The organism is Microbacterium murale, from assembly GCF_030815955.1.
GTDB classification, from domain to species: domain Bacteria; phylum Actinomycetota; class Actinomycetes; order Actinomycetales; family Microbacteriaceae; genus Microbacterium; species Microbacterium murale_A.
Map to the genome: position 1 here is coordinate 1,402,889 of NZ_JAUSXK010000001.1, position 25,694 is coordinate 1,428,582.

A 25,694-nucleotide genomic window follows, 5' to 3' on the forward strand; every position below is an offset into this window, starting at 1 on the left:
CGTGTCGAACCCGCGCAGCCGCAGCGCCTCCCTCCACGAGGAGGAGGAGCTGCGGCTGCCGCGTACACCTGGCTTCGTCCGGCGCTTCTGGGCGCGGCATCCGATCTTCGCAGACGTCCTGATCGCACTCATCTGCCTGATCCTCTCGATCGCGCCGGCGACGAACTTCGGCACCTACCGCTCGACGCCCGACGGCGGAATGGTCCTCGTCGACCCTCCGCCTCTGGCTGCGAGCATCGTCGTCGCCGCGCTGGTGCTGAGCGCATGCGCACTGCTGCTGCGGAGACGGCAGTGGCCGCTGATCGCATTCGTCACCGCGTACATCGCAGCGGTCGGATACCTGTTCCTCTTGGAACCAGCGGGAGGTCCGCTGCTGCTGGTCGCGAGCTACTCGCTTGCGGTGTACCGATCCGCCCGCACGGCATGGACGGGGCTGGCGATCGGCATGGGCTCGCTGACCCTGATCTCGTTCGCCCTCCAGCTCACCGGGGTCATCACCCTCCAGTCCTCGTTGAACGCCATCTTCGGACAGCTCGCACTCGCCCTGATCGGCACACTCATCGGCGTGAATGTCGGCGGCCGCAAGCGGTACTTGGAGGCGGTGATCGACAGATCACGCCAGCTGCTCATCGAACGCGACCAGCAGGCTCAGCTCGCGGCATCCGCTGAGCGCGCCCGCATCGCGCGCGAGATGCACGACATCGTCTCGCACTCGCTGACCGTCATCGTCGCCCTGTCCGAGGGCGCGGCCGCCACTGGGGATCGGGAGCGTGCGAGGGATGCCGCGACCGCCGCCGCAGCGACTGCCCGCGGCGCGCTCACGGAGATGCGATCGATGCTCGGAGTACTCCGCGACGGCGCCGGCGACGTCCCCCTCGCGCCGATGGAATCGGTGGCGCCGAACGCGACCGTGGCCACCGCCCAGAATGCCGGATACCCGGTCACGCTCACGACGATCGGCGAGCCGAACGTGTCAGCGGCCGTGGGCTTCGCGGTGGGCAGAGTCGTGCAGGAGGGGATCACGAACGCCATGCGTCACGCCCGTGGCGCGACCAGGATCGCGGTGCACATCGACTACGCCAGCGACCCGATCGTCATCAGGATCGAAAACGATGGCGTGACCGACACGGCCGGGACGAGCGGTTTCGGACTTCGCGGGCTCAGCGAGCGCGTCGCACATGTGAACGGCACGATCCACTCCGGGCCCGTCGGCGAGCGCCGCTGGATGCTGCGTGCTGAGCTGCCGGGAGCATCCGAAGCGACCATCGCCGACCAGACTGAGGAGTCCGAGTGACCGACCCGATCCGCGTGCTTCTCGTCGACGACCAGGACCTCATCCGGGTCGGCTTCCGGCTTGTGCTCGAAGCAGAGCCCGACATGCTCGTCATCGGCGAGGCCGGGGATGGCGACGAGGCGATCCGACGCGCGACGGAGCTGCGGCCCGACATCGTGCTGATGGACATCCGCATGCCCGGACTCGACGGGATCGCCGCGACCGAGGCGATCGTCGCTTCGCTTCCGGACACTCGGGTCCTGGTGCTCACCACGTTCGATCTCGACGAGTACGCGTTCGGCGCGATCCGCGCCGGTGCGAGCGGATTCCTCCTCAAGGACGCGCAACGGCACGAACTGACTTCGTCGGTGCGCGCCGTACACCGCGGGGATGCCGCGCTCTCGCCACGCGTCACCCGCCGGCTCCTCGAGCATCTCGGCCCGCGCCTCCCCGCGGCGGACGACGGCTCTGGTCGTACAGCCTCTCTCACGGAGCGCGAGCGCGATGTGTTCCGGGCGATCGCCCGCGGCCTGACCAATTCGGAGATCGCCCACGAGCTGCATCTGAGCGAGTCGACGGTCAAGACGCACGTCGGACGGGTGCTGATGAAGCTCGAGGCCCGGGATCGGATCCACGCCGTCATCCTCGCGCACCGGTACGGGATGAGCTGACCATCATGGCCGGCTCACGTACGCTCAGCGTCAGATGCGGGCGGCGCGCAGCTCCGCATCGATTTCGGCCGCTGTCTGCTGAAGCGCCGGCAGCAGTTCTGCCCTGACGTCCTCAGCCGCGCCGCGCGCGGTGCTGGTCGAGACGTTGAGCGCGGCCACCACTCCCCCGAGGGCGTGCAGCGGGATCGCGATCGAACGCAGGCCCTCTTCGAGCTCGCCGTCGACCATGGACCATCCCTGTGCACGAACCCGATCGACTTCGGCGGTGAGCTCAGCACGGTCGGCGCGGGTGCGCGGCGTGTAGGCGATGAGTTCCGAAGTATCGAGCAGGGCCTCGGAATCCGTCTCGGGAAGCGCCGCAAGCAGAACTCGGCCCATGCTCGTGGCTGCGGCGGGCAGTCGTGTGCCGATGGTGATGCGCACGCTCATGATGCGCCGGGCCGCGGCGCGTGCGACATAGACGATGTCCGTGCCATCGAGGACGGCGACGGACACCGATTCCCCCATGCGGTGCGAGAGCTCATCGAGGTGCGGCTGCACGATCTCGGGCAACGACAGCGAAGACAGATACCCGTATCCCAATTCGAGCACGCGTGGAGTCAGCCCGAATCGCGCATCCGTCGTCGCACGCACGTAACCGAGCTGCTCGAGTGTGCGCAGGAACCGCCGGGCAGCAGCCCGCGGGATATCGGCGCGCCGAGCGACCTCGGCGAGCGACAGCTCGGCCGGTTCGCCGTCGAAGGCACGGATGACGGCGAGGCCTCGGGCGAGCGACTGCACGAAGTCGGCGGACGGCGTCGCGTCAGCGGCATCCGATTCAGTCACTCGACCAACCTAGCGTTCCAGCACGAGGGCGAGTCCCTGCCCGACGCCGATGCAGATCGCGACGACTGCGACGCCGCGACCACGACGGCGCAGCTCGTGTGCGGCGTGACCGACGATGCGCCCTCCGGACGCGCCGAGCGGGTGCCCGATCGCCAGCGCACCGCCGTGGATGTTCAACTTCTCGGGGTCAAGGTCGGGCCACCCGCGCAGGCAGGCGAGGGACTGCGATGCGAAGGCCTCGTTCAGCTCGACGAAGTCCACGTCGGCCCACGTACGGCCGGCACGCGCGAGGGCCTTGTTCGCGGCCTCGATCGGCGCCGTCGGGAACTCGTCCGGATCGACGCCGTGTGCACCGCGCCCGGTGATGCGCGCCAGCGGCTCGACGTCGAGCGCCCCCTCCGCGCCCAACAGGACCGCCGAAGCACCGTCGTTGATCGACGAGGAGTTCGCGGCGGTGACCGTGCCGTCGGCAGCGAACAACGCGCGCAGGGCGCCGAGCTTCTCGACGGTCGATCCGTCGCGGATGCCCTCGTCACGGGCGAGCTCGGCACCCTCGACCTGCACGATCTCCTCGGCGTAGATGCCGTCGGCCCAGGCCTTGGCGGCCAGGTCGTGCGAGCGCACGGCGAAAGCATCCTGGTCCGCACGGCTGATGCCCCAGGTCGTCGCGGTCTTCTCGGCGGCCTCGCCGTTGGAGATGGTCCAGTGCGTCGGCAGCGCCTTGTTCGTCATGCGCCAGCCGATCGCGGTGTTCCACATCGTCTGGTTACCGGTCGCCGGATACGGCTTTGCCGACTTCTCCACGACGAACGGGGCGCGGCTCATCGACTCCACGCCGCCGGCGAGGATGATCTCGGCATCCCCTGTTTCGATGGCTCGTGATCCCTGGATGACGGCCTCGACACTGGAGGCGCACAGCCTGTTCACGGTCACGCCGGTGACGGTTGTCGGGAACCCCGCCAGCAGTGCCGCCATGCGAGCCACATTGCGGTTGTCCTCGCCGGCCTGATTCGCATCGCCGAAGATCACGTCGTCGATGCGCGCGGAATCCAGGCCGACTCGCTCCACGGTGGCACGCATGACATTCGCAGCGAGATCATCGGGACGGATGCCGGCGAGCGCGCCGCCCGCACGGCCGAACGGGGTGCGCACGGCGTCATATATGAAGGTGGTGATCATGACAGCTCCAATCCGGTCAGCTCTTCCAGGGACTCGACGGTGTTGTCCCCGAACACCTCACGCACGCGGAAACCGTCCGGCGTGACGTCGAACACGGCGTGGTCGGTATAGACACGGCTCACGCAGCCGACGCCGGTGAGCGGATATGCGCACTCCGCGACCAGCTTCGATTCGCCCGTCTTCGTGAGCAGATCGGTCATCACGTACACGTCCTTTGCGCCGATCGCGAGATCCATCGCTCCACCGACGGCAGGGATCGCACCGGGTGCGCCGGTCGACCAGTTCGCGAGGTCGCCGTTCTGCGCGACCTGGAAAGCACCGAGCACGCAGACGTCGAGGTGACCCCCGCGCATCATCGCGAACGAGTCGGCGTGGTGGAAGTAGGCCGCGCCGGCCAGTGCGGTGACCGCCTGTTTGCCTGCATTGATGAGGTCGGGGTCGACGCGATCGGATGCCGGAGCCGGGCCCATCCCGAGGAGGCCGTTCTCGGTGTGCAGAATGATCTCGAGGTCGCTGGGAAGGAAGTTGGCGACGAGCGTCGGGGCGCCGATGCCGAGATTGACGAATGCCCCTTCCGGGATGTCCTGCGCGATGCGTGCGGCCAGCTCGTCGCGTGTGATTCGCGTTCTCATCGGGCCTCGTCCTCTCCGGCATCCGCCAGGGTGCGACCCTCGAGGTCGACTCCACCCACGAACACGCCATCCTGCAGCCAGTCCCGCTCGCCCACCGCTACGACACGGTCGACGAAGATGCCAGGGGTCACGACGGACTCCGGATCGAGCGTTCCCAGCTCAACGGCCTCGTCGACCTGCACGATCGTCGTGGTGGCCGCTGTCGCCATGATCGGCCCGAAGTTGCGCGCGGTCTCACGGTAGACGAGGTTTCCCCAGCGGTCGCCGCGATAGGCGCTGATGAGAGAGAAGTCGGCTTTGATCGGATACTCGAGCACGTAGCGGCGCCCATCGAGCACACGCTCTTCTTTGCCTGCGGCGAGCTGGGTGCCGACTCCGGTCGGCGAGAAGAAGGCCCCGATGCCCGCGCCCGCTGCGCGGATGCGCTCGGCGAGGTTGCCCTGGGGCACGAGTTCGAGTTCGATCTTGCCTGCGCGATACAAGTCGTCGAACACCCAGGAGTCGCTCTGCCGCGGGAACGAGCAGATGATCTTTCGGACCAGACCCTTGGCGAGAAGTGCCGCGAGCCCGACATCGCCGTTGCCGGCGTTGTTGTTCACGACCGTGAGGTCTTTGGCGCCGTGCGCAGTCAGCGCGTCTATCAACTCGACTGGCTGCCCTGCTCGGCCGAAGCCACCGATCATGACGGTCGCACCGTCGGGAATGTCGGCGACGGCGGATGCCGCGTCCGGCACGATCTTGTCGATCACAGGGCCTCCTCGCATGTGTTCGCTCTGCGAACGTGTGTTCGCTGTGCGTCCAGTATACGGTCAATCGTCTGCGGAAGGAACCGCGCCGCTGGAGACTCAGAAGCGCTCAGCCGACGCTCCCGGTCCTGAACGGAAGAGGACCGCGGCAACCTCCGCTGCGGTCCTCTCCCAGTTCACTGCACGGGCTGCCAGTTGTACTCGGGCTCAGGCCCGACCGGCAGCATCACCGGGTTCTTGGCGGAGGAATTGACATTCGTCACCTTCGGACCGATGTAGTTCACGAAGTATCCGGTGAGGATCGGAATCGAGAACGATGCCTCCTGCCAGCGCTCGCTCATCTGCTGGTAGATCTCCTCGCGTTCGTCGCCACCGACGGTGAGACTCTGGGCGTACAGCGCCTCCATCTCCTCGTCCATGACCCCGAACGGGTTGTTCATCGATCCGGCGCTGCGGAACGGCCGATAGGAGTTGGCGACGTCACCGTTGGAAGCCCAGAAGCTCGCCTCGTACTCCTTGGATTCGAGCTTCTCGCTGAACGAGGGGATGCTCACGGCGTCCACCACGAGATCGACGTCGATGCCGATCTCTGCAAGGGAGCTCGCCACCGCCTGGGCGATCTGCGACTGGTTGTCCTGCACGCTGCTGTCGAGCACCGTCATCGTGAAGCCGTCCTCGTAGCCCGCCTCGGCCATCAGCTCCTTCGCGCGATCGAGGTCGAACTCCCATCCGATATCGGAGTTGTACCCCTCGAGGCCCTCGACGACGAGCTGGTCACTCGGAGTCATGTACTCGCCACCCAGGGCCGCCACGATCGATTCACGATCGATCGCGAGGCCGATCGCCTCTCTCACGCGGGGATCGGCAAGGGCGGGGTTCACTTCGCCGTTGACGTCATGCAGTCGCAACTCCCAGTTGTAGAACGGCGCGGTCGCCACGGTGAGGCCCGCGGCCTCCGCCGCGTCGGCGAACAGCGGCGATCCGAGTCCGAAGTCGATCTGGCCGGTCGATGCCGCATTGAGCACGGCGTTCGGATCAGCGATGATCTCGACGGTCACCCGGTCCCACATCTGTGCGTCGGGATTCCAGTAGTTGGGGTTGAGTGTGTACACGTACTCCGAATCCGGCACGGATGCTTCGGCGTCGTAGACATACTGCCCCGCACCATCCATGACCTGGAGAAGGGAATCCGGATCCGCGAGCCCGTCAGGACCGATGACGTTGCCGAACATCACCGTCTGCGTCAGCGAGAACGCCGCATCAGCCCACGGCTGCTCGTAGTTGATGCGCACCGTCTGCTCGTCGACTGCTTCGATGCTCGCTATCGGGCCGACTCGAGGAATCTGTCCGCCGCCCGCGCCAAGGAAGTACTCCATGGATGCCTTCACCGCTTCAGCGTCGAGCGGCTCGCCGCTGGCGAATTCGAGGCCTTCTCTCAACGTGAACTCGAACTGACGGTAGTCATCGTCGATGAAGTCCCACCCTGTTGCGAGCGAGGGCTGCAGGCTCCCGTCAGGGGCCTGATAGATGATCGGGTCATAGGCGAGCACGGTGAAGATCGAACCGCTGGCCGTGCCCTGCAGAGCAGGATCAAGGCTGATCGGAGTTCCTCGGAACTGCAGGACGAGCTCTTCGCCCCGCTCTGCCACTGGTTCATCGTTGCCGACAGCGTCGTCGGCGTTGGTGGCGGGACCACATGCGGTGAGGCCGGCGATCAGGGCGAAGGATGCGGCGACCGCCCCCCACCGCAGAACGCGGCGCTGATCCCATGTCAGCTTTCTCATACTGTGTCTACTTTCGTGTGATCGATGATCGGCCGCCGCTCGGGTCGGGCGGTGCCGTTGATTTCGTCCATGTAGAGACGGACTTCGCGAATGAGGCGTTCGGGGATCTCCCTGGTCATGTAATGCCCCTCACTCTCGAAGAAGACGGCCTTGGAATCTCGGACGTTCATGACGCCGCGGAGAGACGATTCGGGTGAGACGATGCCATCGCGCATTCCGGCGAGCATGAGGGTGGGAACGGTGATGGTGCGCAGCACAGCCGCGAGCTCGTCATTCGTCTTCGCCTCGGGGAAAGGCATTCCCTGATTGATCTGCGACTCGTCGTCGTCGCGCGCCATCGCGCTCTCGATCGCGCCGTCGATGAGCCGGTCACGTTCGCGGCGACGCTCGGTTTCGTCATCGTGCAACCACCCGCCGAGCTTCTCGAACTGCACCCGCATGGCGGCGACGTCGCCCTCCATCCGCGCGCGGATCGATTCACGGCGCCCCTCGGAGGAGTCGGTCACGCCGAAGCGGTCGTGCGGCGTCCCGACGACGGAGACGAACGCCTTCAGGCGCTCTGGGTGGCGGACGGCGATGTACCAGCCGATACCCGCCGAATGCGATGCGCCGGTGTAGACGAACTTGTCGATGCCCTTCGCATCGGCGAATGCGACGACGTCGTCCGCCCACTGGGCCAACCAACCTTCGGCGGGTATCCCGTCCATCCGGGAGGATCGGCCGAAGCCGCGTGCTTGGATCGTGAAGACCTTGTACTCCGTCGGAGCTTCGGACAGGCGTTCGGGGTATCCGTCGAGTCCCGAGTAGCCCATCGCGCTGGACAGGATGATCTCGGACGCATCGTCGGGGCCGTACTCGTCGAACCAGAGTTCGACATCGGCGAGCTTCTGAATGGGCATGGAACCTCCTTGTGGGCTGAGCCCGTGGTCATCGGACACGGCTGGCGATCGCGTCGGTGCGGTCAGACAGACCGGCCTTCTCTCTGGCGGCTGTCCGTCGCGCCTGCAGGGCGGGATCGGGAACGGGTGCGGCATCCAGCAGCAGGCGAGTGTAGTCCTGCTGCGGATCGCGATAGATCTCCTCGGCGCTCCCCCGCTCGACCACATGGCCGCTCTTGAGCACGACGATGCGATCGGAGAGGTAGTGCACGATCGACAGATCGTGCGAGATGAAGAGATAGCTCGCTCCGGTCTCGCGTTGGAGCTCGGCCATGAGATTGATGACCTCGGCCTGGATCGAGAGGTCGAGCGCGCTGACCGGCTCGTCGCAGACGACGAGCTTCGGCGCGAGGATCAGCGCCCTGGCGATCGCTATGCGCTGCTTCTGCCCGCCGGAGAACTGCGCCGGAAACCGCTGGGCCGCATCTTCGGAGAGCCCCACGCGGCGCAGCATCTCGAACACGCGCTCACGCACGACCGCCTTGGGCGCCGGCTCATGGATCTGCACAGGCTCCGCGATGGAGTATCCGATGGGCTTCGTCGGATCGAGCGAACTGTGGCGGGTCCTGGAAGATGACCTGCACGTCTCTCGTCAATGCGCGCCGCTGCATCCTCGTCAGCGTGCTGATGTCCGTACCGCGATACCGGATGACCCCCTCGGTCACCGGAGCGAGGCCGAGGATCGCCTTCCCTATCGTCGATTTGCCGGAGCCCGATTCACCGACGAGTCCCAGCGTCTCGCCGTCGGCGATGTCGAAGCTGATGTTCTCGACCGCGCGCGTGCGCCGACGACCTCGCCGATACTCCACCGCGAGACTCTCGACTTCGAGCACAGGGCGCTGCTCAGCGTTCACCGACCACCTCCAGGGTCTCCGCACGAGCGACGCGAGCGGCATCGATCCGGATGCATCTCGCCGTGTGATCCTCCTGCACGTTCAACAGCGGGATCCGGCCTTCACGGCAGGCCTCGGTCGCCAGCGCGCAGCGCGGCGCGAAATGACATCCGTTCGGCCATCGTCCGGCCGGCGGCACCATCCCCCCGATGGTGGGCAGCGGGACGCCCTTGGGAGCATCGTGCGGATTCGAACGCTGCAGTGCTTGGCTGTACGGATGCAGCGGGTCGCCGAAGGCGCGTTCGACGGTCGTGTGCTCGACCACCTGTCCGGCGTACATGACCACCGCGTGGTCGCAGATGTCGGCGACGACGCCCCAGTCGTGTGTGACGAACAGGATCGCCATGCCGAGCCGACTCTGCAGTGCGCGGAGAAGATCGAGGATCTCCGCCTGCACGGTGACGTCGAGCGCCGTCGTCGGCTCGTCGGCGACCAGGAGTTGCGGCCGCCCGGCCAGTGCGATAGCGATGGCGATGCGCTGGGCCATACCACCGGACACCTGGTGCGGATAGAGTTTCGCGACCTCTTGGGGATTCGGAAGGCGGACAGCCTCGAGCAGCTCCAGCGCGCGACGGCGGGCGGCACGCCCGCTGACCTTATGCTGTGCGCGCACCACTTCGGCGACCTGGAATCCGATCCGGAACGTCGGGTCGAGGGCGACCATCGGCTCCTGCGAGATCATCGCCATCTTCGTGCCGCGGAGCGCGCGATACTGCCGACGCGTGTATCCCGAGATGTCGACGCCGTCGAACCAGATCTGCCCGGAGACGACTCGACCGCCCTCGGCGAGCAGGCCAAGCACGGCCATCGCCGTCACGGTCTTCCCCGATCCCGACTCGCCGACGAGCCCGACCGTCTCACCCTTGCGGATGTCGAAGCCCACCCGGTCGAGCACCACGACCTCGTTGTCACCGGTACCGAACGCAACGGTGAGCTCCCTCACGGAGAGAAGTGCCGTCTCATCGACCGGCAGGGCGGCCTCGTCCGGTGCGGCATCCGCTGCGGTGGCCTTCGACTCGGCAGCGAGCGCGACCGCGGATCTCCTGGTGCCGCGCACCGGTCTCTCGATCCTCTCCGCGTTCGCGTCGCGGACGGCGTCTCCGAGAAGGCCGAATGCGAGGGTCGTGAGCACGATGATCCCCGATGTCGGGACGATCATCCAGCTGAAGTACTGCAGCATCGACGAAGCCTCGCCGACCATTCCTCCCCAGGTCGGCGCCGGCGGCTGGGGCCCGAATCCGAGGAACGCTAGGCCCGTCTGCACGCCGAGGGCGATCGCACCGAGCATGGCCGCCTGCACGATGATCACTCCGAGAGTACGTGGCAGAACATGGCGCACCAGGATCTGCGCATTCGTGAGACCGGTCGTGCGCGCGGAATCCATGTAGAGCTCTTCGCGGACGCCCAGTACGACACTGCGGATCACGCGCGCGGCACTCGCCGAGACGAGCACGCCGTAGACCACCATGGCGGCGGACATGCTGTTCTGGAAGATGGCGAGCACAGCCAGCGTCACGATGATCCCCGGGATGGCCAGGCTGATGTCGATGCTCCGCATCACCAGCCAGTCGAACCATCCACCGAAGTATCCGGCCGCGATGCCGATGGGCACCGCGAGCGCCAGTGCGACGATGAGAGCCTGCGCGACTCCGAGAAGCGATTCCTGCCCCCCGTAGAGGAGCCGACTGTAGATGTCGCGACCGAGAGCGTCGGTTCCGAGCCAGTACTCAGCGGAAGGCATCAGCCGCACCGAATCGAGTTTCTGCGTCAGCGGATTGTGGGTCGCGAGCACGGGCGCCATCAGCGACATCACGATCACCACCAGCAGGTAGGCGATCGACACCGCCCCCATGGGCTTGCGCAGCACGTCCACGAGGAGACTGCGGCGATTGCTCGCGATGACGCGGGGCGAACCTTGACGAGAGGGCATCAGGCGGTCCTCACCTTCGGATTGAGCACGCCGTAGAGCAGGTCGACGATCAGGCTGATGACGACGGCGATCAGGGTGAAGAGCACTCCGACGCCGAGAAGGACGGGCAAGTCGTGATTGAGCGTGACCTGGGTCGCCAGGGACCCGAGGCCGGGAAGGACGAAGACGTTCTCGATGAAGACGGTTCCGGTCAACGCCGCGACGGCCCCGATGCCGAGGATCGTGATCGAGGGGATCGCCGCGTTCTTCAGCACGTGGCGTATGAGGATCGACGCCTCACCGACTCCGTTCGCCCGCAGAAAGCGCACGAAATCCTTGTTGAGCGACTCTTTCGCCGAGTCGCGCATCTGTTTCGCGACCAGCGTTGTCCCACCGAGGCTGAGCGCGATGACCGGCAGCACCAGTGCCCATATCCAGGGCCCGACGCCGTTCTCGATGGGCGTGTAACCCGTGGCTGGGAAGATGCGCACGGTGACGGCGAAGAGCGAGACGAGCAGGATGGCGATGGCAAAACTCGGCACGGCGAGCCCGAACAGCGACACGGCGTCGAGGATGCGGCCCACTGCACCGCCGCGGAGCGCACTCATCAGCCCGAGTGAGATCCCGGCCACCGCGATCAAAAGGGTCGACAGCAGTGCGAGCGAAGCTGTCACCGGGAATCTGCCCGCGAGGATGCTCACGACGGGTTCGCCGCTGTAGATCGACGCCCCGAAATCGCCCCGCACTGCGCTCGACGCCCAGTTCAAGTACTGCTGATACCACGGCAGATTCAGACCGAGTTGCTCGCGGAGTGCGGCGATCGCCTCCGGCGTCGCAGTCTCCCCGAGGATCGCTCTGGCCTGGTCGCCTGGCACCAGGGAGGCGAGCACGAACATGATCACCGAGACGACAATGATCATGGGGATCACGAGCACGAAACGTCGTACCAGCATCGGTATCACGAATCAGCCTCCTTGCCGAGTTGCCGTGCTCACCGCTTCGAGCACATGTATCAAGTAACTAGATACTATTGAGTGCGCTGAGTCAATACATCGCGAGAAGATTCCCGCGGGCGAGCAACGTGGGCGGTCAGGTGCGCCGTGTCACCGTGGAGATCGGACTCCCGAGGCCGTCCGCAGCCAGACGCAGAAGGCGCATGAAGTCAGCGCGCTCACCCGGTGCCATCGCTTCGCACATCTGATCCTCGAGCGCATTGGCGTGACCCTCGCAGGCGTCGACTATCCGACGGCCCTCGGATGTGAGTTCGATGAGGAGCACTCGCCCGTGATCGTCGGATGGTCGGCGCGAGACGAGATTCTGAGCCAGAAGGCTCTTCACGATCTGATTGCCGCCCTGCGCCGTGACGGCCGTCCAACGCGAGATCTCGGCACTGGACAACCCGGGCATCCGCTTGAGCACGAACAGCACGGTGTACTCCGCGTCGCTGATGCCGTACTGCTGGAACTGCTCGGTCAGCTGCGCCTGATAGGTCCGCGCGACATGACGCAGGACATGCCTGAGCGTCGGGTCAGGACTGACAGATGGGGACGCGAGCAGCCGACGGGACATACAGAGATCAAAGCATTGTTCAGCCGTCGGACGTCGCAAGCGCTGTACATCGGCCGCGTCCACTGACCGCACCGACCCGATCTGCGCCGACACCGATACTGGTCGTCCTTGTGCCACCAGTCCGCACCACAGTAATATCAAGCAACTTGATTTAAGGATGTTCATGAACACTCGCATCGTCGCGGTCGGCGACATCGTTCTTCAGTACGACGACCCCAACCCCTACTTCGCCGCCAGCGCGCCCGTGACGCAGAGTGCCGATGTGGCCATCGGCCAGATCGAAGTGCCCCACACCACCGAGACCGCCGTGACGGCGCTCACTGTTCCCGCACCACCGGCGAAGCCGAAAGACCTCGAGGCGATGTCCCGCGCCGGTTACGACATCGCGACCATCGCGGGCAACCACGCCTTCGATCTCGGTGAGCGCGGTGTGCTCGACACGATCGCCGCCGCGCAGTCGTACGGCATGGTCACGACCGGGACAGGCGCGAACCTCGCAGCCGCCATGGAACCCGCGATCGTCGAACGGGGCGGCATCCGCGTCGGTGTGCTGAGCTTCAACTGCGTCGGCCCCCGCGAATCGTGGGCCACCAGCAGGAAGGCCGGAGGGGCATTCGTCAAGGTGCTCACCCACTACGACCTCGACGACCTCAATCCCGGAAACCCGCCGCAGATCTACACCTTCGCCGACCGGACATCGCTGCGGCAGATGACGGATGCCGTGACCGCACTCGCGGCGGATGTCGACGTCGCGGTCGTCGCCCTGCACAAGGGTTACGGCCACACGCCGGCACGCATCGATGACTACGAGTACGAGATCGCCCACGCCGCGATAGACGCGGGCGCCGACGCGGTCGTGGGACATCATTCGCACATCATGCGCGGCATCGAGATGTACCGGGGCAAACCGATCTTCCATGGTCTCGGGAACTTCGTCACCGTCACTGACGCGCTCACCCCCGCAGAGGACAACGACTCCGAAGAGTTGAAGGCGTGGGCCAAGCGCCGCATCGAGCTGTACGGATTCGTCCCGGACCCGAAGATGCCCGGTTATCCGTTCCACCCGGAGAGCCGCAACACGGCGATCGCCGTGCTCGACTTCGACGGCACTGAGATCCATGCCGGCGTGATCCCGTGCTGGATCGATGACAGTGCATCTCCCGTACCGCTCGGCGAGGGCGAGCGCGATTCCGTGCTCGCCTACATCGAAGACATCTCCCGTCGCGCGGGTCTGGACACCCGGTTCACGTGGGACGGGGACGTCGTACGGCTTTCCTGACGACGCCGTCCCCGCTATACCTCACCCTCAGGCTGCTCCCCACGCGCTCTCGACCACACCCACCCCGCGGCGAGAAGCGCTGCCACGCCGCCGACCGCCAAGGCGACACGACCGGAGCTGAGGTCGATGATCCAGCCGAGGAGGAGCGCACCGAACGGTACGACGCCGTAGTTGCCGATGTTCATCAGCGACATCATCTGACCGATGTTCGATGGCGCCACCGCCTGTTGAGCGGTGGCGTTCAGCACACTGTTGTAGAAACCGATGCCGAGTCCCAGCAGCGGCGCGGCGATGAGGAACCACGTGAGCGAAGGCGCTGCGGCGTTGAGGAGCACGGTTGCGCCGAACCCCACCAGCGCCACGGAAACCATGACGGGTCGGAGCCGCACGATCGAGGCGGCCACGAAACCGCGCCGACGATTCCGCCGACCGCATTGAGCGCGTGCGCCATCCCGGCCGCGGCACCGTCGCCGTTGAAGTCGATGGTCACGATCGACGTCAATGTCACCATGAAGTTCAACGACAGCAGTGCGATGAAGACGTTCGTGACCAGGAGCGTGACGATCGTGCGGTTGCGCAGGAAGCGCATCATCGGCAACCGTTCTGCGGCTCCGCTCGTACGCCGGGAGTGGAAGCGCTGGGGTCGGATGAGCGCGAGCATGCCGAACACGAGCAGGAACGACACCGAGTTCACGGCCATTCCCGGAACGGCGCCGAAGGTCTGGAAGAGGATGCCGGCAAGGCCAGGGCCGATCGAGCGCGACACCGCGACCGTGACAGTGCTCAGCGCGACACCCCTCGAGAACACGTGAGGGCCGACCAGTTCGAAGATGATGGTCTGCGCCGCGACCCGCTCGAAGGCCTGGGTGCTTCCGAGCGCCGCGATGATTCCGTACAGCGCGGGAAGTGCCGGATCCGGTGACGCCACGATCACGGCGAGCACCGCCACGAGGGTGGCAGAGATGAGCGATGTCGTCATCAGAACTGTGCGCGGCCGGAATCGGTCGGCGATCCGCCCGGCAGGAATGCTGAACAACAGCATCGGCAAGAACTGCGCGATCGTGACGCCGCTCAGGGCCCGCGCGCTCCCCGTGAGGTCGAGCACGACGAGCGAGAGCGCAAGATTCTGGAACCAGGTACCGGTCAGCGACAGTGTCTGGCCGGCGAAATACAGCGAGTAGTTCCGTTCACGAAACGGTTCGAAGACGTCTCCGAGACCCACCCGTCAGGCTCGCGCAGGCACGCGTTCGCGGAGGAACTCCTCGATGCGCTCCGGGATGCGGGCGCTGCCGCTCGAGCGCGAGTCCGCGTTGTTCGCTCGGATCTCCAGGACCGGGATGCCCTCGGCTTCGAGCGCCTCGGAGATGAACCCCGCCCCAGGAGTGTCGTCCGCGACCAGATGAACGACGCCATCGACGCCGTGCGCGAGGGCTTCCTTCACGTACCACTGCGCAGACCAAGGGGGCACGTAGAGCTGATCGGTGAACCCGACGAACCTCGCGGCGAGGGCCCGCACAGGGTCATCGCCGTACCGGGGGTAGCCGTCCGCCGCGATCGCAAGGTACATGGACCAGACGAATACGGCGCCGAACTCCTCATGGAACCGTCGATACATGTCCAGATCGGACCACAGCCCGCGCCCCACCCACATGAGCCGGCGCCTCTCATCTGCGCAGACTGCGACTCCTTCGTCGATGCGATGAGCGACTTCGTCGTGCAGCGCTCGCGCGGTGTCGACGGCCCATTGCGTGCCTCGATGCCACTGCGGCACCATGACCGCGGGCATCGTGTCGTTCACGAGCACCGGGGTCGGCCGCGCGGTGGCGATCAGATCTCGCGTACGGCGATTCCACTCCACCTGCTGATTTCCGAGGTCCATGATCTGTGCGAGACGATCACGGTCGAGCGTCCGCCCCGTGCGCTCGCTCAGCCAGGTGACGAGTTCCTCTATCTCCGCCTGCAGCAGATCAAGTCGATCTGCGCCGAACGCGTCTTCCCAATCGTGGGGGACTTTCTCCCACCAGGCGGACGGCACCGGGTCGGCGCCGGTGCGAGAGAGAAGGAAGGTCTCCGTACCTTCACGTTCCCCCCACAGTTCGAAGATCTTCTGCGTGACGTCGCCGCTGCGCTCCGCGATCGCGAAGGCCGGCTCAGGCAGTCCTCCCCATGCCCTCTGCTCCACAGGCAGGTCCTGCGCGCCGAGAGGGATGGCGTCATACTGCTGGCTGAAGTCCGGAAGGCCCAGCGCGACGAGCCGCTCCAGGCTCGCAGGGCCGAGTCGCTTGGCGGAAATGATCGATGCCCACCACTGATTGACGACATACGGGATGCCCATCGCGCGCAGCACCTCGTGCGGAGCATCGGCGTTGACGAGCGCGATCGGCTGGCCGTCGCGTGCGCGCTGGGCCGTCTCGGCGAACCACGCCTTCTGGTAGCGAGTGGCAATCGCCGCGGTGTCGAGTCTGTTCTCACTCATCCGTACGCTCCTTCCCTCACCGCGAGTGCGTTCACGACGTCCGACGACGCCGAGCTCGCCTCCTCCGCAGTGATCCGCGTGCGCGACACGAATGGCACGCGCAAAGTGTCCAGTGCCTCGCGAACCGCGGCGAGCTCCCAGGCTGGAGCGTCGTCCAGGTCACGGACCAGAGCCATAACCGCAGCACCCCGCGTCTCGATGACCTTTCGGCGCAGGGCTGTGACGCGTTCAGCCGTGGTGCCACGGGCAGCAGACGGCGGGCGGTCTGCGTGCAGCGACGCGAGACCGGCGAGAATGTCTGCCGCAGAATCGCCCGTGGTACAGGCTGCGAACCAGCCGCCGTCGCCCGTATCGTGATCTTCCGCGACGATGGTGGCTCCGGTGCTCTCCAATACCTGATAAACGCGGGAATCGGGATGCGCGCTGCCCGTGACGAAGATGCGATCGCCTTCCCCGGTCGACACCTGTGCGTCGTCGATGGCCGCGACAGCGACTTCCGGCGCAGAACAGGCCGCAGTGCGGTACGCGTTCAACGCCGAGACACCGGTGCAGCGGCTCTGGACACGGCGCTCACGCAACCGTTCGAGTGCGACGACCACGCTCTGCTCGGCGTCGCCCGCTCGACGCAGGTCATCGAACCCCACCTCGGCGCCGGTCACCGCTCTGCAGAACTCGACGAGCCGCGCATACTGCGCGACGACGAACGCCCTCTTCGCAGTCCCGGGTCCACGTGGGGCGTCCAGCAGCTGCACGGGGAACGGAACCTCGCCCCGTTCGGCAAGCACTCTCAGCACGTAGAACATCCGAAGATTCGCCTGCGAGTCGTTGCAGATCACGAGCCCTGCGAGATCATCGTGATCTCCTGCCAGGATGGCGTCCAGAATACGGCCGGCCACCGCATCCACCGCGCCGAGCAGCTCGGACGCACGAAGCGACACCGCACCCGACCATGAGCCGAACAGGCGTACGGGAACCGCGTCGGCAGCGAGCACGATCTGCCGCGGCAGATCCGCGCCGACCACGCCGATTCGCGGGCGGTCCTGCGCACGCCCGCCGCCGAAGCCCGGCAGATTGTGCGCGCTCTGCATCACAGCACTCCGGCCTGGCGCAGCTGGGCGATACGGTCGGCGTCATAGCCGAGCTTTCCCAGGATCGCGTCGGTGTGCTCACCGAGCCCAGGCGCCGGCGTCGTCAGATCCGTGCGGCTCTCCGAGAAGAGCACCGGAATACCGGACCCGAAGAGCCCGTCGAAATGTCCGAACTTCGGGTGGACGAGCGGAACCACCTCGCCACGACTCGTCACCTGCGGATCGCGTACCGCTTCAGCAGTCGTTCGCACCTCCGCGGCTGGGGCTCCATTGTTCTCCAGCGCTGTCAGCACCTCTGCGAGAGTGTGCTCGGCAGCCCAGCCGGCGATGAGACCGTGCAGACGGTCGGCGTTGGCCACGCGCGCATCGCGGGTGCCGAAGTCGTTTCCGGCGAGCAGACTCTCCCGCCCGATCGCACGAAGCACTCCGGCCGCGAACTGATCCGTCGGGGCGCAGATGGCGAACCAGCCATCGGCCGCACGGAAGTTGCCGAACGGCGCGAGGCGCGGCACGTACGCACCGGTGCGCAGCGGGAATCCGATCGACTCCAGCGCATCAAAGGGCTCGCAGGCGACCAGCGACGTCAGCGCACCGAGCATCGAGACATCGACATGCTGACCTTGCCCGGTGTGCTCGGCGTGCATGACAGCGGAGAGCGTGCCGATCACGCTGAACAGCGGTGCGACGAGGTCTCCGATGGGGAGCCCGAACCGCACGGGCGGGTCACCGGGTTCTCCGGCGGTCATCATCACGCCGCTGAGCGCCTGGATGATCGTGTCCATCGCTTTGCGATCACCGTGGTCGCCAGTCGCTCCAAAGCCGCTGATCGACGTGTAGACGAGTCGTGGGTTGAGTTCACGGACCGAGCCGTAGTCGATCCCGAGTCGCTTGGTGACACCGGAGCTGTAGTTCTCCACGACGACATCTGCATCACGGATCAGGTCGAAGAGCACCTCGCGGCTCTCGGGGTGCTTCAGGTTGAGAGTGATGGACTCCTTGCCGCGACCGCGGAGCATCATCGACACTGACATGTCGTCGGAGGACATCCGCTTCAGGCTGAGTCCATCCGCCGTGACATACGGCGAGTTGTTGCGCGAGGAGTCTCCTCCGCGGGTGGGGTTCTCGACCTTGATCACACGAGCACCCAGCCCAGCGAGCAGGAGCGTGGCGTAAGGCCCCGCAAGGGCCGTCGTGAGGTCGATGACGGTCTTGCCTGCAAGTGGTGCTGTGCTCATAGCTGCTCCTCGTTGTGGGGAAATGGGGCGGTCACGCGCGGGCATCAGTCCGCGACTTCGTTCTGCGATCTCCCTGACCGAGTGAGGAACGTGCGCAGCCGCTCGGACCGCGGATCTGTGAAGAAGTCGTCTGCTGGGCGGTCTTCGACGACTCGCCCGTTCGCCATGAACACGCACCGATCAGCGACCTCACGAGCGAACGCCACCTCATGAGTGACGACGACCATCGTGTGCCCGGCCGCCGCGAGTGACTTCATGGTCTGCAGCACTTCGTCGACCAGCTCAGGATCGAGCGCGCTCGTCGGCTCGTCGAAGAGCAGAATCCGCGGACGCACTGCGACGGCGCGCGCGATGGCGACCCGCTGTTGCTGCCCACCGGACAGATGCCTCGGATACGCGTCCGCCTTGTCGGCGAGGCCGATGCGCTCGAGCAACTCGAGGGCACGCTGGCGAGCTTCTGCCGCGGAGACGCCGTGCACGCGCATCGGCGCTTCGGTGATGTTGCGCAGCACGGTCCAGTGCGGAAACAGGTTGAACTGCTGGAAGACCATGCTCATACGACGACGTTGCCGCCTGCGTCCAGCATCCGTGAGCGGCCTCAGGTGCCCCCGAGTCTCCTCGAAGCCGAGCAGCTCGCCCTCGAAGGACATCGATCCGCCGTCGATCGACTCCAACTGGTCGATACAACGTACGAGCGTGGACTTCCCCGAGCCGGACGGTCCGAGGATCGCGACAACCTCGCCTTCGTACACGTCGAGGCTCGCTCTGTCGAGCGCCACCTGGTCGCCGAAGCGCTTGCGCACGTTGGAGACCCGCAGCAGCGGTGAGCCGTCTGCCATTCTCGGCTGAACGATCAGCCCGGACGATTCCATGGTCATAGCTGACGCTCCTTCACTCGGGCGGCGCGTTTGACGGCTACTCGCGAGGTTCCGCGGCCGAAGTGCTCCTCGACGCGACGCTGGATCACCGTGAGAACCGTGACGACGGCGAGATACCAGATCACGGCGACGATGAGCATCGGGACCACGTCGTACGTGCGGTTGTAGATGACCTGGACCGCGTGCAGCAGATCGCCCATGGCGATCACGCTGACCAGCGACGTGCCCTTGAGGAGCGCGATCACCTGTGATCCGGTCGGCGGGATGATGACGCGCATCGCCTGCGGGAGGATGATGCGGGTGAATGTGTGCCAGCGGCTGAATCCCATGGCGGATGCCGCATCGCGCTGCCCTTGATCAACGGACAGGATGCCGGCCCGGATGATCTCCGCCATGTAGGCGGCCTCGTGCAGGGAGAGCCCGATGATGGCCGCCGTGATCGGCGTGATGAGGTCATTCGTCGACCAGCTGAACAGCTCCGGGCCGAACGGGACCCCGACCGAGACGCGCGGAAGGAGGTAGGCGAGGTTGTACCAGAAGATGAGTTGCACCAGAGGGGGGATGCCTCGGAAGAGGCCGACGAATCCCACACATGCCATCCGGACCGGCCAGAAATCGCTGAGCTGGCCGGCGGCCAGGAAGGTGCCGAGCACCGAACCCAGCACCATCCCGATCGCGGTGAGCATCAGGCTCATCCCGAGCCCGACCAGAACGCTGCCGTTGAAGAGGTACTCGGCGACGACCGGCCACTCGAAGCGCTCGTTGCTGACGAGGAACCACAGCGCTGCGAGCACGACGGAGGCAAGCAGAAGGCCGCCGATGATCCGCAGCGGTCGAACGCGCGGGCGCGCGTGCTCGACATCGATCACCGCCGCGGGCTCCGCAGAGTCGGTCGTCATGATTGCCTCCGTCATCGTCATTTGGCGGTCATCGGGTTGAGGACGGGTTCATCCACGGCGACCTCGGTGAGGTCCCACTCGGACATGATCCGCTCGTACTCGCCGTTGTCGAAGATCGCCTCGAACGCGGCGAACATCGGCTCGGCCATGTCGCTCCCCTTGGGCACGAAGAATGCGAGCTGGTCGATGCCCGCTCCCTGATCCTCGGACTGCACGAGATACTCGTAGCGTCCCGGGTCAGTCGCCTGCAGATCGATCGCCGCCGTCTGGGTCGTGCCCGCATAGTCCGCCCGGTCTGAGTTGACCGCGAGGAAGGTCGAGTTGGTGTCGTCGAGGCCGATGAACTCCGGCTGCTCCAGCCCCTCCGCAACGCACCATTCGCCATAGCGCTCCAGCTGACTCTCAGTGACGGAACCGCCCACACCGGCCACGCGAGCACCGCAGAGCGCCTCCGGATCGGCCAGTTCATCCTCGCGCTCGGCGAGATACACGTAGGACGTGATGGTCGTCATCCAGACGATCGCGTCGAAGTCCGCTTCACGCTCCGGGGTGGTTCGCAGCGGGCCGTTGAACCCGTCGTAACGACCGGAGAGCATTCCGGTCAGGATCGCTTCCATGCCCGAGACGGGCTTGATCTCGAACGGCACGCCGAGCTGCTCGAACAGCGCCGCCTGAAGATCGGGATCTATTCCGGTGATGTCCCCGCCTTCCTCGACCGTGCGATATGGCGGGTGGGTGTCACCGGCGATCGTGATGACGCCGGCATCTTTGATCCCCTGCGGGAGCTGGTCGTAGAGAGGCGCATCGGTGTTGACCTCGCTGACGCCGCCGGATCCTCCGGCGCCATCGTCGTCAGCGGATCCCGCGCTGCAGGAGGCGAGCGCGAGCACCCCGACTCCCGCGATCAGGGCCGCGCCCAAGCGGTTGAGTTTCATGATGATCTCCACATCGTTGTGAACTGGCAGGTGGTCCGTGCGAGAAGAAAAGTATCATGTCGAATGATATTCCTCAATCGATGACGCCAGGGAGGGCTGTAGTGTCGGTCAATGTGGAGGAGATCACACGGGACCCGCGCGGTGAGCCAGCAACGTCGCGTCTGAACTACAGCTCGTACCGTCTGGGGCGTGCATTCAACCGCTTCGCAGAGAACTCCGCACTCTCCCGCGGCGTGACACTCTCGCAACTGTTCGTGCTGCAGGTCCTCGGCGAAGGATTGCCGCTGTCGAACGCACAGCTCGCCCGACGCACATTCGTCAGCTCGCAGGCGGCGCACACCGTGTCGAACGAGCTCATCGAGACCGGCCTGGTGGAGCGCGGCGACCACCCGACGAACCGTCGCGTGAGGTTGGTTCGGCTGACCGAACGCGGCTGGGCGGTGCTGGAAGCCTGTCATGCGGAACTGCGCGAGCATGAGGACCGGCTGGCCGCTGCACTCGGAGACGAGTTCGGCGAGACCCTGGCCGAACTCCTCGACCGCGCCGCCCAGGTGCTTGCCGGAGGGTACTTCGGCGACGACGAGGCCGAGGCCGCCGCCATCAGCAGACGAACGAACGGCATCCGTCCACGGCACATCCCGTCGCGACTTGCGGCCGCGCGCCTTCGCGCCGATCGTACGGCGCCAGACTCCAGATCCTGACCTGAAGCGCGCGCTCTCCCGGCTGCACGGCTCGGAGCTGCAGTTGACGACGGCGCGATGAAGCTGTTAGCTTTCGACGCACGAATATCATCTTGATTGACTTTATGCTTCGAAGGAGAAGCCGTGAACCCTCTGCTGCGCACACCGATCACACCGGTGAAACGTGCCGGTTCGAGCACACGGCGACCCTCACGCCATCTGCGCAACGCGCTGATCACTCTGACGATCGGTACCGTCGGCATCGGGTCGCTCACGGCCGGCGCCGGCCACCCCGAAACATTCGGCACGGGTTCCGCGGACGACGCGAGCGTCGCCGCCGACGCCCCTGCTGATTCCGGGATGCCAGACGGCGTGCCGGCGGCAGCGTCAGCGGCGGAACCGACTCTTCCGGACGCGCAGGGCTGGGAGTTCTCCGAGGAGTTCCCTCGCACGTCGGGAACAAGCCGCCTCATCGACGGGGCCCTACTCTGGGCCGACTGGCTCTACGATGACACCGGAGCGGGCGACTACACGTACAGCGCCGCGGAGGCGGCCTCCAACGGTGCGGATATCTTCCGTGCAGGCGTGGCGGCCGACGAAGACAACACGTACTGGCGCATCGACTGGAACACGCTCGTCGACGCGGACGTTCCCATCGCCGCGTGGACGTTCGACACCGACTCGGATGCCGGAACAGGTGTTACCGAGTGGCCGGCGCACGCCGGCGTGACGTCGCCGGGAATCGACTCCGCGCTCGTGGTCTCTTCTCGAGGCGCATGGGTGATCGACCTGACAACGGGCGAGCAGGAGGACGTCACATCGTTCGGCGGCGCCGTCACCCTGGACATGGACGCGAAGTCGTTCGTGGTCACGATTCCCCGGAGCGCACTGCCCGTCAACGAGGTCTGGAACATCCGGCTGGCCGCAGGCGTCGCCGACTCGGATGGCACCGGATTCGCCCCGGCGCCGGAATCCACCGACGCCACGCGCGTGTACAACGCAGCGTTCCGCGACATGGCGGACGAACCGCCGGTGGTGGACGGCAATTCCGACGCATCGAGCCAGTGGAACAACGGACGACAGTCAGAGCGTCTCATCGAGGGCGACGTGAGCGAGTTCGTCATCGCGGTGGACTGGGACGACCTGCTTTCAGGCGTCACCACCCCCGAAGCGATGCCCACCGGGTACTCCACCAGATGGTTCGTATCATCGGTCGAGATCGCCCAGGGTTTCGCAGAAGGGGCCCGTAGGAGCCCGGGCCCTGCAGTGTTGCCGGCGACGTTCTGGGGTCGAGTGCAGCCATACACGGTGTACGTGCCGACGCAGTACACGCCAGAGACTCCGGCTCCGCTGACCATCCTGCTGCACGGCGGCAACTCCAACCACAACGGTTTCATCGGCGACAGGAAGGACGATGTCTACCTGCCGATGTGCGAGGAAAGGGGCTCGATCTGCGTCACACCGCTCGGTCGAGGCCTCTCGTCGTGGTACATCAACCACGCCGAGCTCGATGTCTGGGAGGCATGGAACCGGGTCGCGAAGTCCTACTCTCTCAACAGCGAGCGCACGGTCATCGGCGGTTTCTCGATGGGCGGCGTCGGCGCCACGCATTTCCTCACCAACCATCCCGATCTGTTCGCCGGAGCCGCGATCGTCTCTGGCGCGGGCTACTACAACACCGCTGAGCTGCGAGATCGCGAGGGTGCCGAGCTGAGAGTCGAGAACCTGGGCAGCGTCCGCACCTACATGGAGTCAGGCAGCAATGACATCGCCTTGGCGAACACAGAGCACTGGGACCGCACCGCGGAAGACGCCGGGATCCCGTACCGAGCCCACTACTACGACGGAGCCGACCATGGGATGCTCGGCTCGTGGCTCGGCTGGAGCGACGCGGCCGAATATCTCAACGACGCGCCCGACCGCGTGACCAGCCCCAGCACGGTCACGTTCCGCTGGGAGCCCGGTGATGAGCGGGAGGATCTCGGAATGCCGGTGAACCGCGCGTACTGGCTCAGCGGCCTGGAACCCCGCGACGATGATGCGCGCTGGAGCAGAGTCACCGCGACTTCTCACGCCCTGCAGACGACACGATTCGTGCCGCGTCTCACCGATGACGTCCAGGTGATCTCTGACCGGGAGGTGCGTGTGCGGGACCAGCGGCTGAACGCCGAAGGAGCAGTCGCTCCGTACAACGGGATTGACCTGCAGGCGGAGAATTCCCGCACGATGACCGTCGATCTGGATGCCGCGGAGCTGGATGCGACGACCGCCGCAGACATGCGCATTCACACGGATGGGGAGATCGAGCTGGAGCTGACCCGCGCGGGCGAACAGGCGACGATCGTCCTTCCCGCAGGCGATCACCGCGTCGCGAGCCCGACTGCGCCTGGTTCGGTCACGGCGTTCGCGGCGGGGGCGACCCGTCACATCCATTGGGCTGTGAGCGATTCCGATCTGCCGATCACGTACACCGTGCGTGACCCGTCCGGGGAGATCCTGTGCGAAACGACCGACCTGCGTTGTCTCGTCATCGACCGCGGTGGAGAGGCTCCGAAGGCGGTGACCGTGACCGCTTCGAACATCGTCGGAACCTCCGAGGGCACGCACGCGGAGGTGACACGACCGGGCCGGTAAGGCACGAAGCGGTGACAATCTTCGTTCGATGATTTTTCGACGCCCGTCGAGAAACCCTTGACAATCATGTTCGCTTCCCACACGATGGGCACTAACAGCACGTCGATGTGCGTCCCGTTGCGTTCTCCCCGAAGAGACCGCAACGAGGGTCGGCCTCGACAACCCATCGATGAGAGGCCCACCCATGAAGAAGAGTCTTGCCGCGCTCGGCCTGCTGGCCGTCGTGACCCTCGCGCTGTCCGGTTGCACGGATTCGGCCGCCGGACCCACAGCCGAGCCGAGCGATGCCGGTTCATCGCCCGACGACGTCACGAAGATCCGCGTCGCCGCACTCCCCATCGCCGAGACCGGGGCCCTGTGGGCCGCGATCGACGAGGGCATCTTCGCCGATCACGGCCTCGAGGTCGAGGTCGTACCGGCTCAGGGCGGAGCGCAGGCGATCCCCGCACTCCTCAGCGGCGACATCCAGTTCGCCATCGGTCAGCCCTTCGGCCCGATCCGTGCCGACCTGCAGGACCTCGGCGTCGCTATCATCGGCGACTATGCCGACAGCCTGGCCGACGGAGACGATGTGAACGCGGTGGTCGCACTCGCCGATTCCGGTATCGCGAGCCCGAAGGACCTGAGCGGCAAGAAGGTGTCCGTCAACAGCCTCGGCGCCGCCGGCGACCTCACCATCCGCGCCGCGGTCGACGCCGACGGCGGCGACTCCTCCACGATCGAGTTCATCGAGGTCGCCTTCCCGGATGTGAAGGCCCAGCTCGACACAGGCACCATCGACGCCGGCTGGGCACCGGACCCGTTCCGCGCCATGGTCGTCGGCGAGGGGGGTACATCCGTCGTGGCGCCGTATCAGGCGGTCATCCCGGGCCTGTCGGTGCTGACGAACATCACCACGCAGGAGCTCATCGACGAAGATCCCGATCTCGTCGCCGCATATTCGGCGGCGATGACCGAGGCGCTGGAATTCGCATCCTCCAATGAGGATGCCGTCTACGCGGCGATCGCCGAGGGACTCGACATCCCGCTCGAGGCCGCGCAGGGGATTACTCTTCCCACCTTCACGTTCGAGATGGATGTGGACAGCATCAAGACGCTCGCGGATCTCGCCGTCAAGTACGAGTACATCGAGAAGCTGCCCGACTTCGATCGCCTGATCCAGCAGCAGTGA

General features: G+C 66.0%; 25 protein-coding genes. 6 read left to right on the plus strand and 19 right to left on the minus strand.

Features of this window, described 5'->3' with window-relative positions; all coding sequences use genetic code 11:
* Position 1: 1 nt before the first annotated feature.
* The gene (locus QFZ46_RS06870) at positions 2–1,294 is read left to right on the plus strand and encodes a sensor histidine kinase (RefSeq protein WP_307359740.1); all 1,293 of its coding nucleotides are present in this window, start codon (positions 2–4) and stop codon (positions 1,292–1,294) included.
* On the plus strand, positions 1,291–1,944 hold the full coding sequence (locus QFZ46_RS06875) for a response regulator (protein ID WP_307359742.1): 654 nt from the start codon (positions 1,291–1,293) through the stop codon (positions 1,942–1,944). The genes QFZ46_RS06870 and QFZ46_RS06875 overlap by 4 nt, the downstream gene beginning before the upstream one ends.
* Positions 1,945–1,974: 30 nt before the next feature.
* Here the strand turns inward: QFZ46_RS06875 and QFZ46_RS06880 are convergent, their stop codons facing one another.
* The 11 genes from QFZ46_RS06880 to QFZ46_RS06930 all read right to left on the minus strand — a co-directional run bounded on the left by QFZ46_RS06880 (position 1,975) and on the right by QFZ46_RS06930 (position 12,419).
* Positions 1,975–2,769: an IclR family transcriptional regulator domain-containing protein gene (locus tag QFZ46_RS06880; RefSeq protein ID WP_307359743.1), complete on the minus strand. Its 795-nt coding sequence runs from the start codon at positions 2,767–2,769 to the stop codon at positions 1,975–1,977.
* Between the two features lie 9 nt (positions 2,770–2,778).
* The gene (locus tag QFZ46_RS06885; protein ID WP_307359744.1) at positions 2,779–3,948 is read right to left on the minus strand and encodes a thiolase family protein; all 1,170 of its coding nucleotides are present in this window, start codon (positions 3,946–3,948) and stop codon (positions 2,779–2,781) included.
* Entirely contained in the window at positions 3,945–4,580 is a 636-nt protein-coding gene (locus QFZ46_RS06890) for a 3-oxoacid CoA-transferase subunit B (protein WP_307359746.1), read from the minus strand. The genes QFZ46_RS06885 and QFZ46_RS06890 overlap by 4 nt, the downstream gene beginning before the upstream one ends.
* The gene (locus tag QFZ46_RS06895) at positions 4,577–5,329 is read right to left on the minus strand and encodes a 3-oxoacid CoA-transferase subunit A (protein WP_307359747.1); all 753 of its coding nucleotides are present in this window, start codon (positions 5,327–5,329) and stop codon (positions 4,577–4,579) included. The genes QFZ46_RS06890 and QFZ46_RS06895 overlap by 4 nt, the downstream gene beginning before the upstream one ends.
* Positions 5,330–5,502: 173 nt before the next feature.
* The gene (locus QFZ46_RS06900) at positions 5,503–7,110 is read right to left on the minus strand and encodes an ABC transporter substrate-binding protein (RefSeq protein ID WP_307359748.1); all 1,608 of its coding nucleotides are present in this window, start codon (positions 7,108–7,110) and stop codon (positions 5,503–5,505) included.
* Complete coding sequence (locus tag QFZ46_RS06905; protein WP_307359749.1) at positions 7,107–8,009, minus strand: alpha/beta fold hydrolase; 903 nt, start codon at positions 8,007–8,009, stop codon at positions 7,107–7,109. Before QFZ46_RS06905 ends, QFZ46_RS06900 begins: the two co-directional genes overlap by 4 nt.
* Before the next feature lie 28 nt (positions 8,010–8,037).
* Positions 8,038–8,556 (minus strand): ATP-binding cassette domain-containing protein, encoded by a 519-nt coding sequence (locus QFZ46_RS06910; RefSeq protein ID WP_307359750.1) that lies wholly within the window; start codon positions 8,554–8,556, stop codon positions 8,038–8,040.
* Positions 8,543–8,902 (minus strand): ATP-binding cassette domain-containing protein, encoded by a 360-nt coding sequence (locus QFZ46_RS06915; protein WP_307359752.1) that lies wholly within the window; start codon positions 8,900–8,902, stop codon positions 8,543–8,545. Before QFZ46_RS06915 ends, QFZ46_RS06910 begins: the two co-directional genes overlap by 14 nt.
* Positions 8,892–10,871 carry a dipeptide/oligopeptide/nickel ABC transporter permease/ATP-binding protein gene (locus tag QFZ46_RS06920; RefSeq protein ID WP_307359754.1) on the minus strand — a complete coding sequence of 660 codons (1,980 nt, stop codon included), beginning with the start codon at positions 10,869–10,871 and terminating at the stop codon, positions 8,892–8,894. Before QFZ46_RS06920 ends, QFZ46_RS06915 begins: the two co-directional genes overlap by 11 nt.
* Positions 10,871–11,803 (minus strand): ABC transporter permease, encoded by a 933-nt coding sequence (locus tag QFZ46_RS06925; protein WP_307364518.1) that lies wholly within the window; start codon positions 11,801–11,803, stop codon positions 10,871–10,873. The genes QFZ46_RS06920 and QFZ46_RS06925 overlap by 1 nt, the downstream gene beginning before the upstream one ends.
* 136 nt (positions 11,804–11,939) lie before the next feature.
* Complete coding sequence (locus QFZ46_RS06930) at positions 11,940–12,419, minus strand: MarR family winged helix-turn-helix transcriptional regulator (protein WP_307359756.1); 480 nt, start codon at positions 12,417–12,419, stop codon at positions 11,940–11,942.
* A gap of 163 nt (positions 12,420–12,582) precedes the next feature.
* Here QFZ46_RS06930 and QFZ46_RS06935 point away from each other — a divergent pair, with 163 nt between their 5' ends.
* Positions 12,583–13,698: a CapA family protein gene (locus QFZ46_RS06935; protein ID WP_307359758.1), complete on the plus strand. Its 1,116-nt coding sequence runs from the start codon at positions 12,583–12,585 to the stop codon at positions 13,696–13,698.
* Positions 13,699–13,712: 14 nt separating this feature from the next.
* On the opposite strand, the gene QFZ46_RS20000 is transcribed toward QFZ46_RS06935, so the two are convergent.
* Genes QFZ46_RS20000 through QFZ46_RS06975 form a run of 8 tightly spaced genes read right to left on the minus strand, consistent with a single transcriptional unit; the run spans position 13,713 to position 21,209 of the window.
* The gene (locus QFZ46_RS20000) at positions 13,713–14,051 is read right to left on the minus strand and encodes an MFS transporter (RefSeq protein ID WP_373457637.1); all 339 of its coding nucleotides are present in this window, start codon (positions 14,049–14,051) and stop codon (positions 13,713–13,715) included.
* The gene (locus QFZ46_RS06945; RefSeq protein WP_307359763.1) at positions 13,940–14,920 is read right to left on the minus strand and encodes an MFS transporter; all 981 of its coding nucleotides are present in this window, start codon (positions 14,918–14,920) and stop codon (positions 13,940–13,942) included. Before QFZ46_RS06945 ends, QFZ46_RS20000 begins: the two co-directional genes overlap by 112 nt.
* Before the next feature lie 3 nt (positions 14,921–14,923).
* Positions 14,924–16,174 carry a 2-hydroxyacyl-CoA dehydratase family protein gene (locus QFZ46_RS06950; protein ID WP_307359764.1) on the minus strand — a complete coding sequence of 417 codons (1,251 nt, stop codon included), beginning with the start codon at positions 16,172–16,174 and terminating at the stop codon, positions 14,924–14,926.
* Positions 16,171–17,262 (minus strand): 2-hydroxyacyl-CoA dehydratase family protein, encoded by a 1,092-nt coding sequence (locus QFZ46_RS06955; RefSeq protein WP_307359765.1) that lies wholly within the window; start codon positions 17,260–17,262, stop codon positions 16,171–16,173. Before QFZ46_RS06955 ends, QFZ46_RS06950 begins: the two co-directional genes overlap by 4 nt.
* Positions 17,262–18,497 (minus strand): CaiB/BaiF CoA transferase family protein, encoded by a 1,236-nt coding sequence (locus tag QFZ46_RS06960; RefSeq protein WP_307359768.1) that lies wholly within the window; start codon positions 18,495–18,497, stop codon positions 17,262–17,264. The genes QFZ46_RS06955 and QFZ46_RS06960 overlap by 1 nt, the downstream gene beginning before the upstream one ends.
* A gap of 44 nt (positions 18,498–18,541) precedes the next feature.
* Positions 18,542–19,375 carry an amino acid ABC transporter ATP-binding protein gene (locus QFZ46_RS06965; RefSeq protein ID WP_307359769.1) on the minus strand — a complete coding sequence of 278 codons (834 nt, stop codon included), beginning with the start codon at positions 19,373–19,375 and terminating at the stop codon, positions 18,542–18,544.
* Complete coding sequence (locus QFZ46_RS06970) at positions 19,372–20,274, minus strand: amino acid ABC transporter permease (protein ID WP_307359770.1); 903 nt, start codon at positions 20,272–20,274, stop codon at positions 19,372–19,374. Before QFZ46_RS06970 ends, QFZ46_RS06965 begins: the two co-directional genes overlap by 4 nt.
* 17 nt (positions 20,275–20,291) lie before the next feature.
* On the minus strand, positions 20,292–21,209 hold the full coding sequence (locus tag QFZ46_RS06975; protein WP_307359772.1) for a transporter substrate-binding domain-containing protein: 918 nt from the start codon (positions 21,207–21,209) through the stop codon (positions 20,292–20,294).
* Positions 21,210–21,310: 101 nt separating this feature from the next.
* Here QFZ46_RS06975 and QFZ46_RS06980 point away from each other — a divergent pair, with 101 nt between their 5' ends.
* The 3 genes from QFZ46_RS06980 (at position 21,311) to QFZ46_RS06990 (ending at position 25,694) form a co-directional block, all read left to right on the plus strand.
* On the plus strand, positions 21,311–21,910 hold the full coding sequence (locus tag QFZ46_RS06980; protein ID WP_307359774.1) for a MarR family winged helix-turn-helix transcriptional regulator: 600 nt from the start codon (positions 21,311–21,313) through the stop codon (positions 21,908–21,910).
* A gap of 123 nt (positions 21,911–22,033) precedes the next feature.
* Positions 22,034–24,523 carry an alpha/beta hydrolase-fold protein gene (locus tag QFZ46_RS06985; RefSeq protein ID WP_307359776.1) on the plus strand — a complete coding sequence of 830 codons (2,490 nt, stop codon included), beginning with the start codon at positions 22,034–22,036 and terminating at the stop codon, positions 24,521–24,523.
* 184 nt (positions 24,524–24,707) lie between these two features.
* On the plus strand, positions 24,708–25,694 hold the full coding sequence (locus QFZ46_RS06990) for an ABC transporter substrate-binding protein (protein WP_307359777.1): 987 nt from the start codon (positions 24,708–24,710) through the stop codon (positions 25,692–25,694).

What these genes read in the sequence shown, in the direction of transcription:
- QFZ46_RS06885 (WP_307359744.1), bottom strand. Translation starts at nt 3,948, where the DNA reads ATGATCACCACCTTCATATATGACGCCGTGCGCACCCCGTTCGGCCGT.
- QFZ46_RS06890 (WP_307359746.1), bottom strand. Translation starts at nt 4,580, where the DNA reads ATGAGAACGCGAATCACACGCGACGAGCTGGCCGCACGCATCGCGCAG.
- QFZ46_RS06900 (WP_307359748.1), bottom strand. Translation starts at nt 7,110, where the DNA reads ATGAGAAAGCTGACATGGGATCAGCGCCGCGTTCTGCGGTGGGGGGCG.
- QFZ46_RS06905 (WP_307359749.1), bottom strand. Translation starts at nt 8,009, where the DNA reads ATGCCCATTCAGAAGCTCGCCGATGTCGAACTCTGGTTCGACGAGTAC.
- QFZ46_RS06920 (WP_307359754.1), bottom strand. Translation starts at nt 10,871, where the DNA reads ATGCCCTCTCGTCAAGGTTCGCCCCGCGTCATCGCGAGCAATCGCCGC.
- QFZ46_RS06925 (WP_307364518.1), bottom strand. Translation starts at nt 11,803, where the DNA reads ATGCTGGTACGACGTTTCGTGCTCGTGATCCCCATGATCATTGTCGTC.
- QFZ46_RS06930 (WP_307359756.1), bottom strand. Translation starts at nt 12,419, where the DNA reads ATGTCCCGTCGGCTGCTCGCGTCCCCATCTGTCAGTCCTGACCCGACG.
- QFZ46_RS06935 (WP_307359758.1), top strand. Translation starts at nt 12,583, where the DNA reads ATGAACACTCGCATCGTCGCGGTCGGCGACATCGTTCTTCAGTACGAC.
- QFZ46_RS06950 (WP_307359764.1), bottom strand. Translation starts at nt 16,174, where the DNA reads ATGAGTGAGAACAGACTCGACACCGCGGCGATTGCCACTCGCTACCAG.
- QFZ46_RS06955 (WP_307359765.1), bottom strand. Translation starts at nt 17,262, where the DNA reads ATGCAGAGCGCGCACAATCTGCCGGGCTTCGGCGGCGGGCGTGCGCAG.
- QFZ46_RS06960 (WP_307359768.1), bottom strand. Translation starts at nt 18,497, where the DNA reads ATGAGCACAGCACCACTTGCAGGCAAGACCGTCATCGACCTCACGACG.
- QFZ46_RS06965 (WP_307359769.1), bottom strand. Translation starts at nt 19,375, where the DNA reads ATGACCATGGAATCGTCCGGGCTGATCGTTCAGCCGAGAATGGCAGAC.
- QFZ46_RS06970 (WP_307359770.1), bottom strand. Translation starts at nt 20,274, where the DNA reads ATGACGACCGACTCTGCGGAGCCCGCGGCGGTGATCGATGTCGAGCAC.
- QFZ46_RS06975 (WP_307359772.1), bottom strand. Translation starts at nt 21,209, where the DNA reads ATGAAACTCAACCGCTTGGGCGCGGCCCTGATCGCGGGAGTCGGGGTG.
- QFZ46_RS06990 (WP_307359777.1), top strand. Translation starts at nt 24,708, where the DNA reads ATGAAGAAGAGTCTTGCCGCGCTCGGCCTGCTGGCCGTCGTGACCCTC.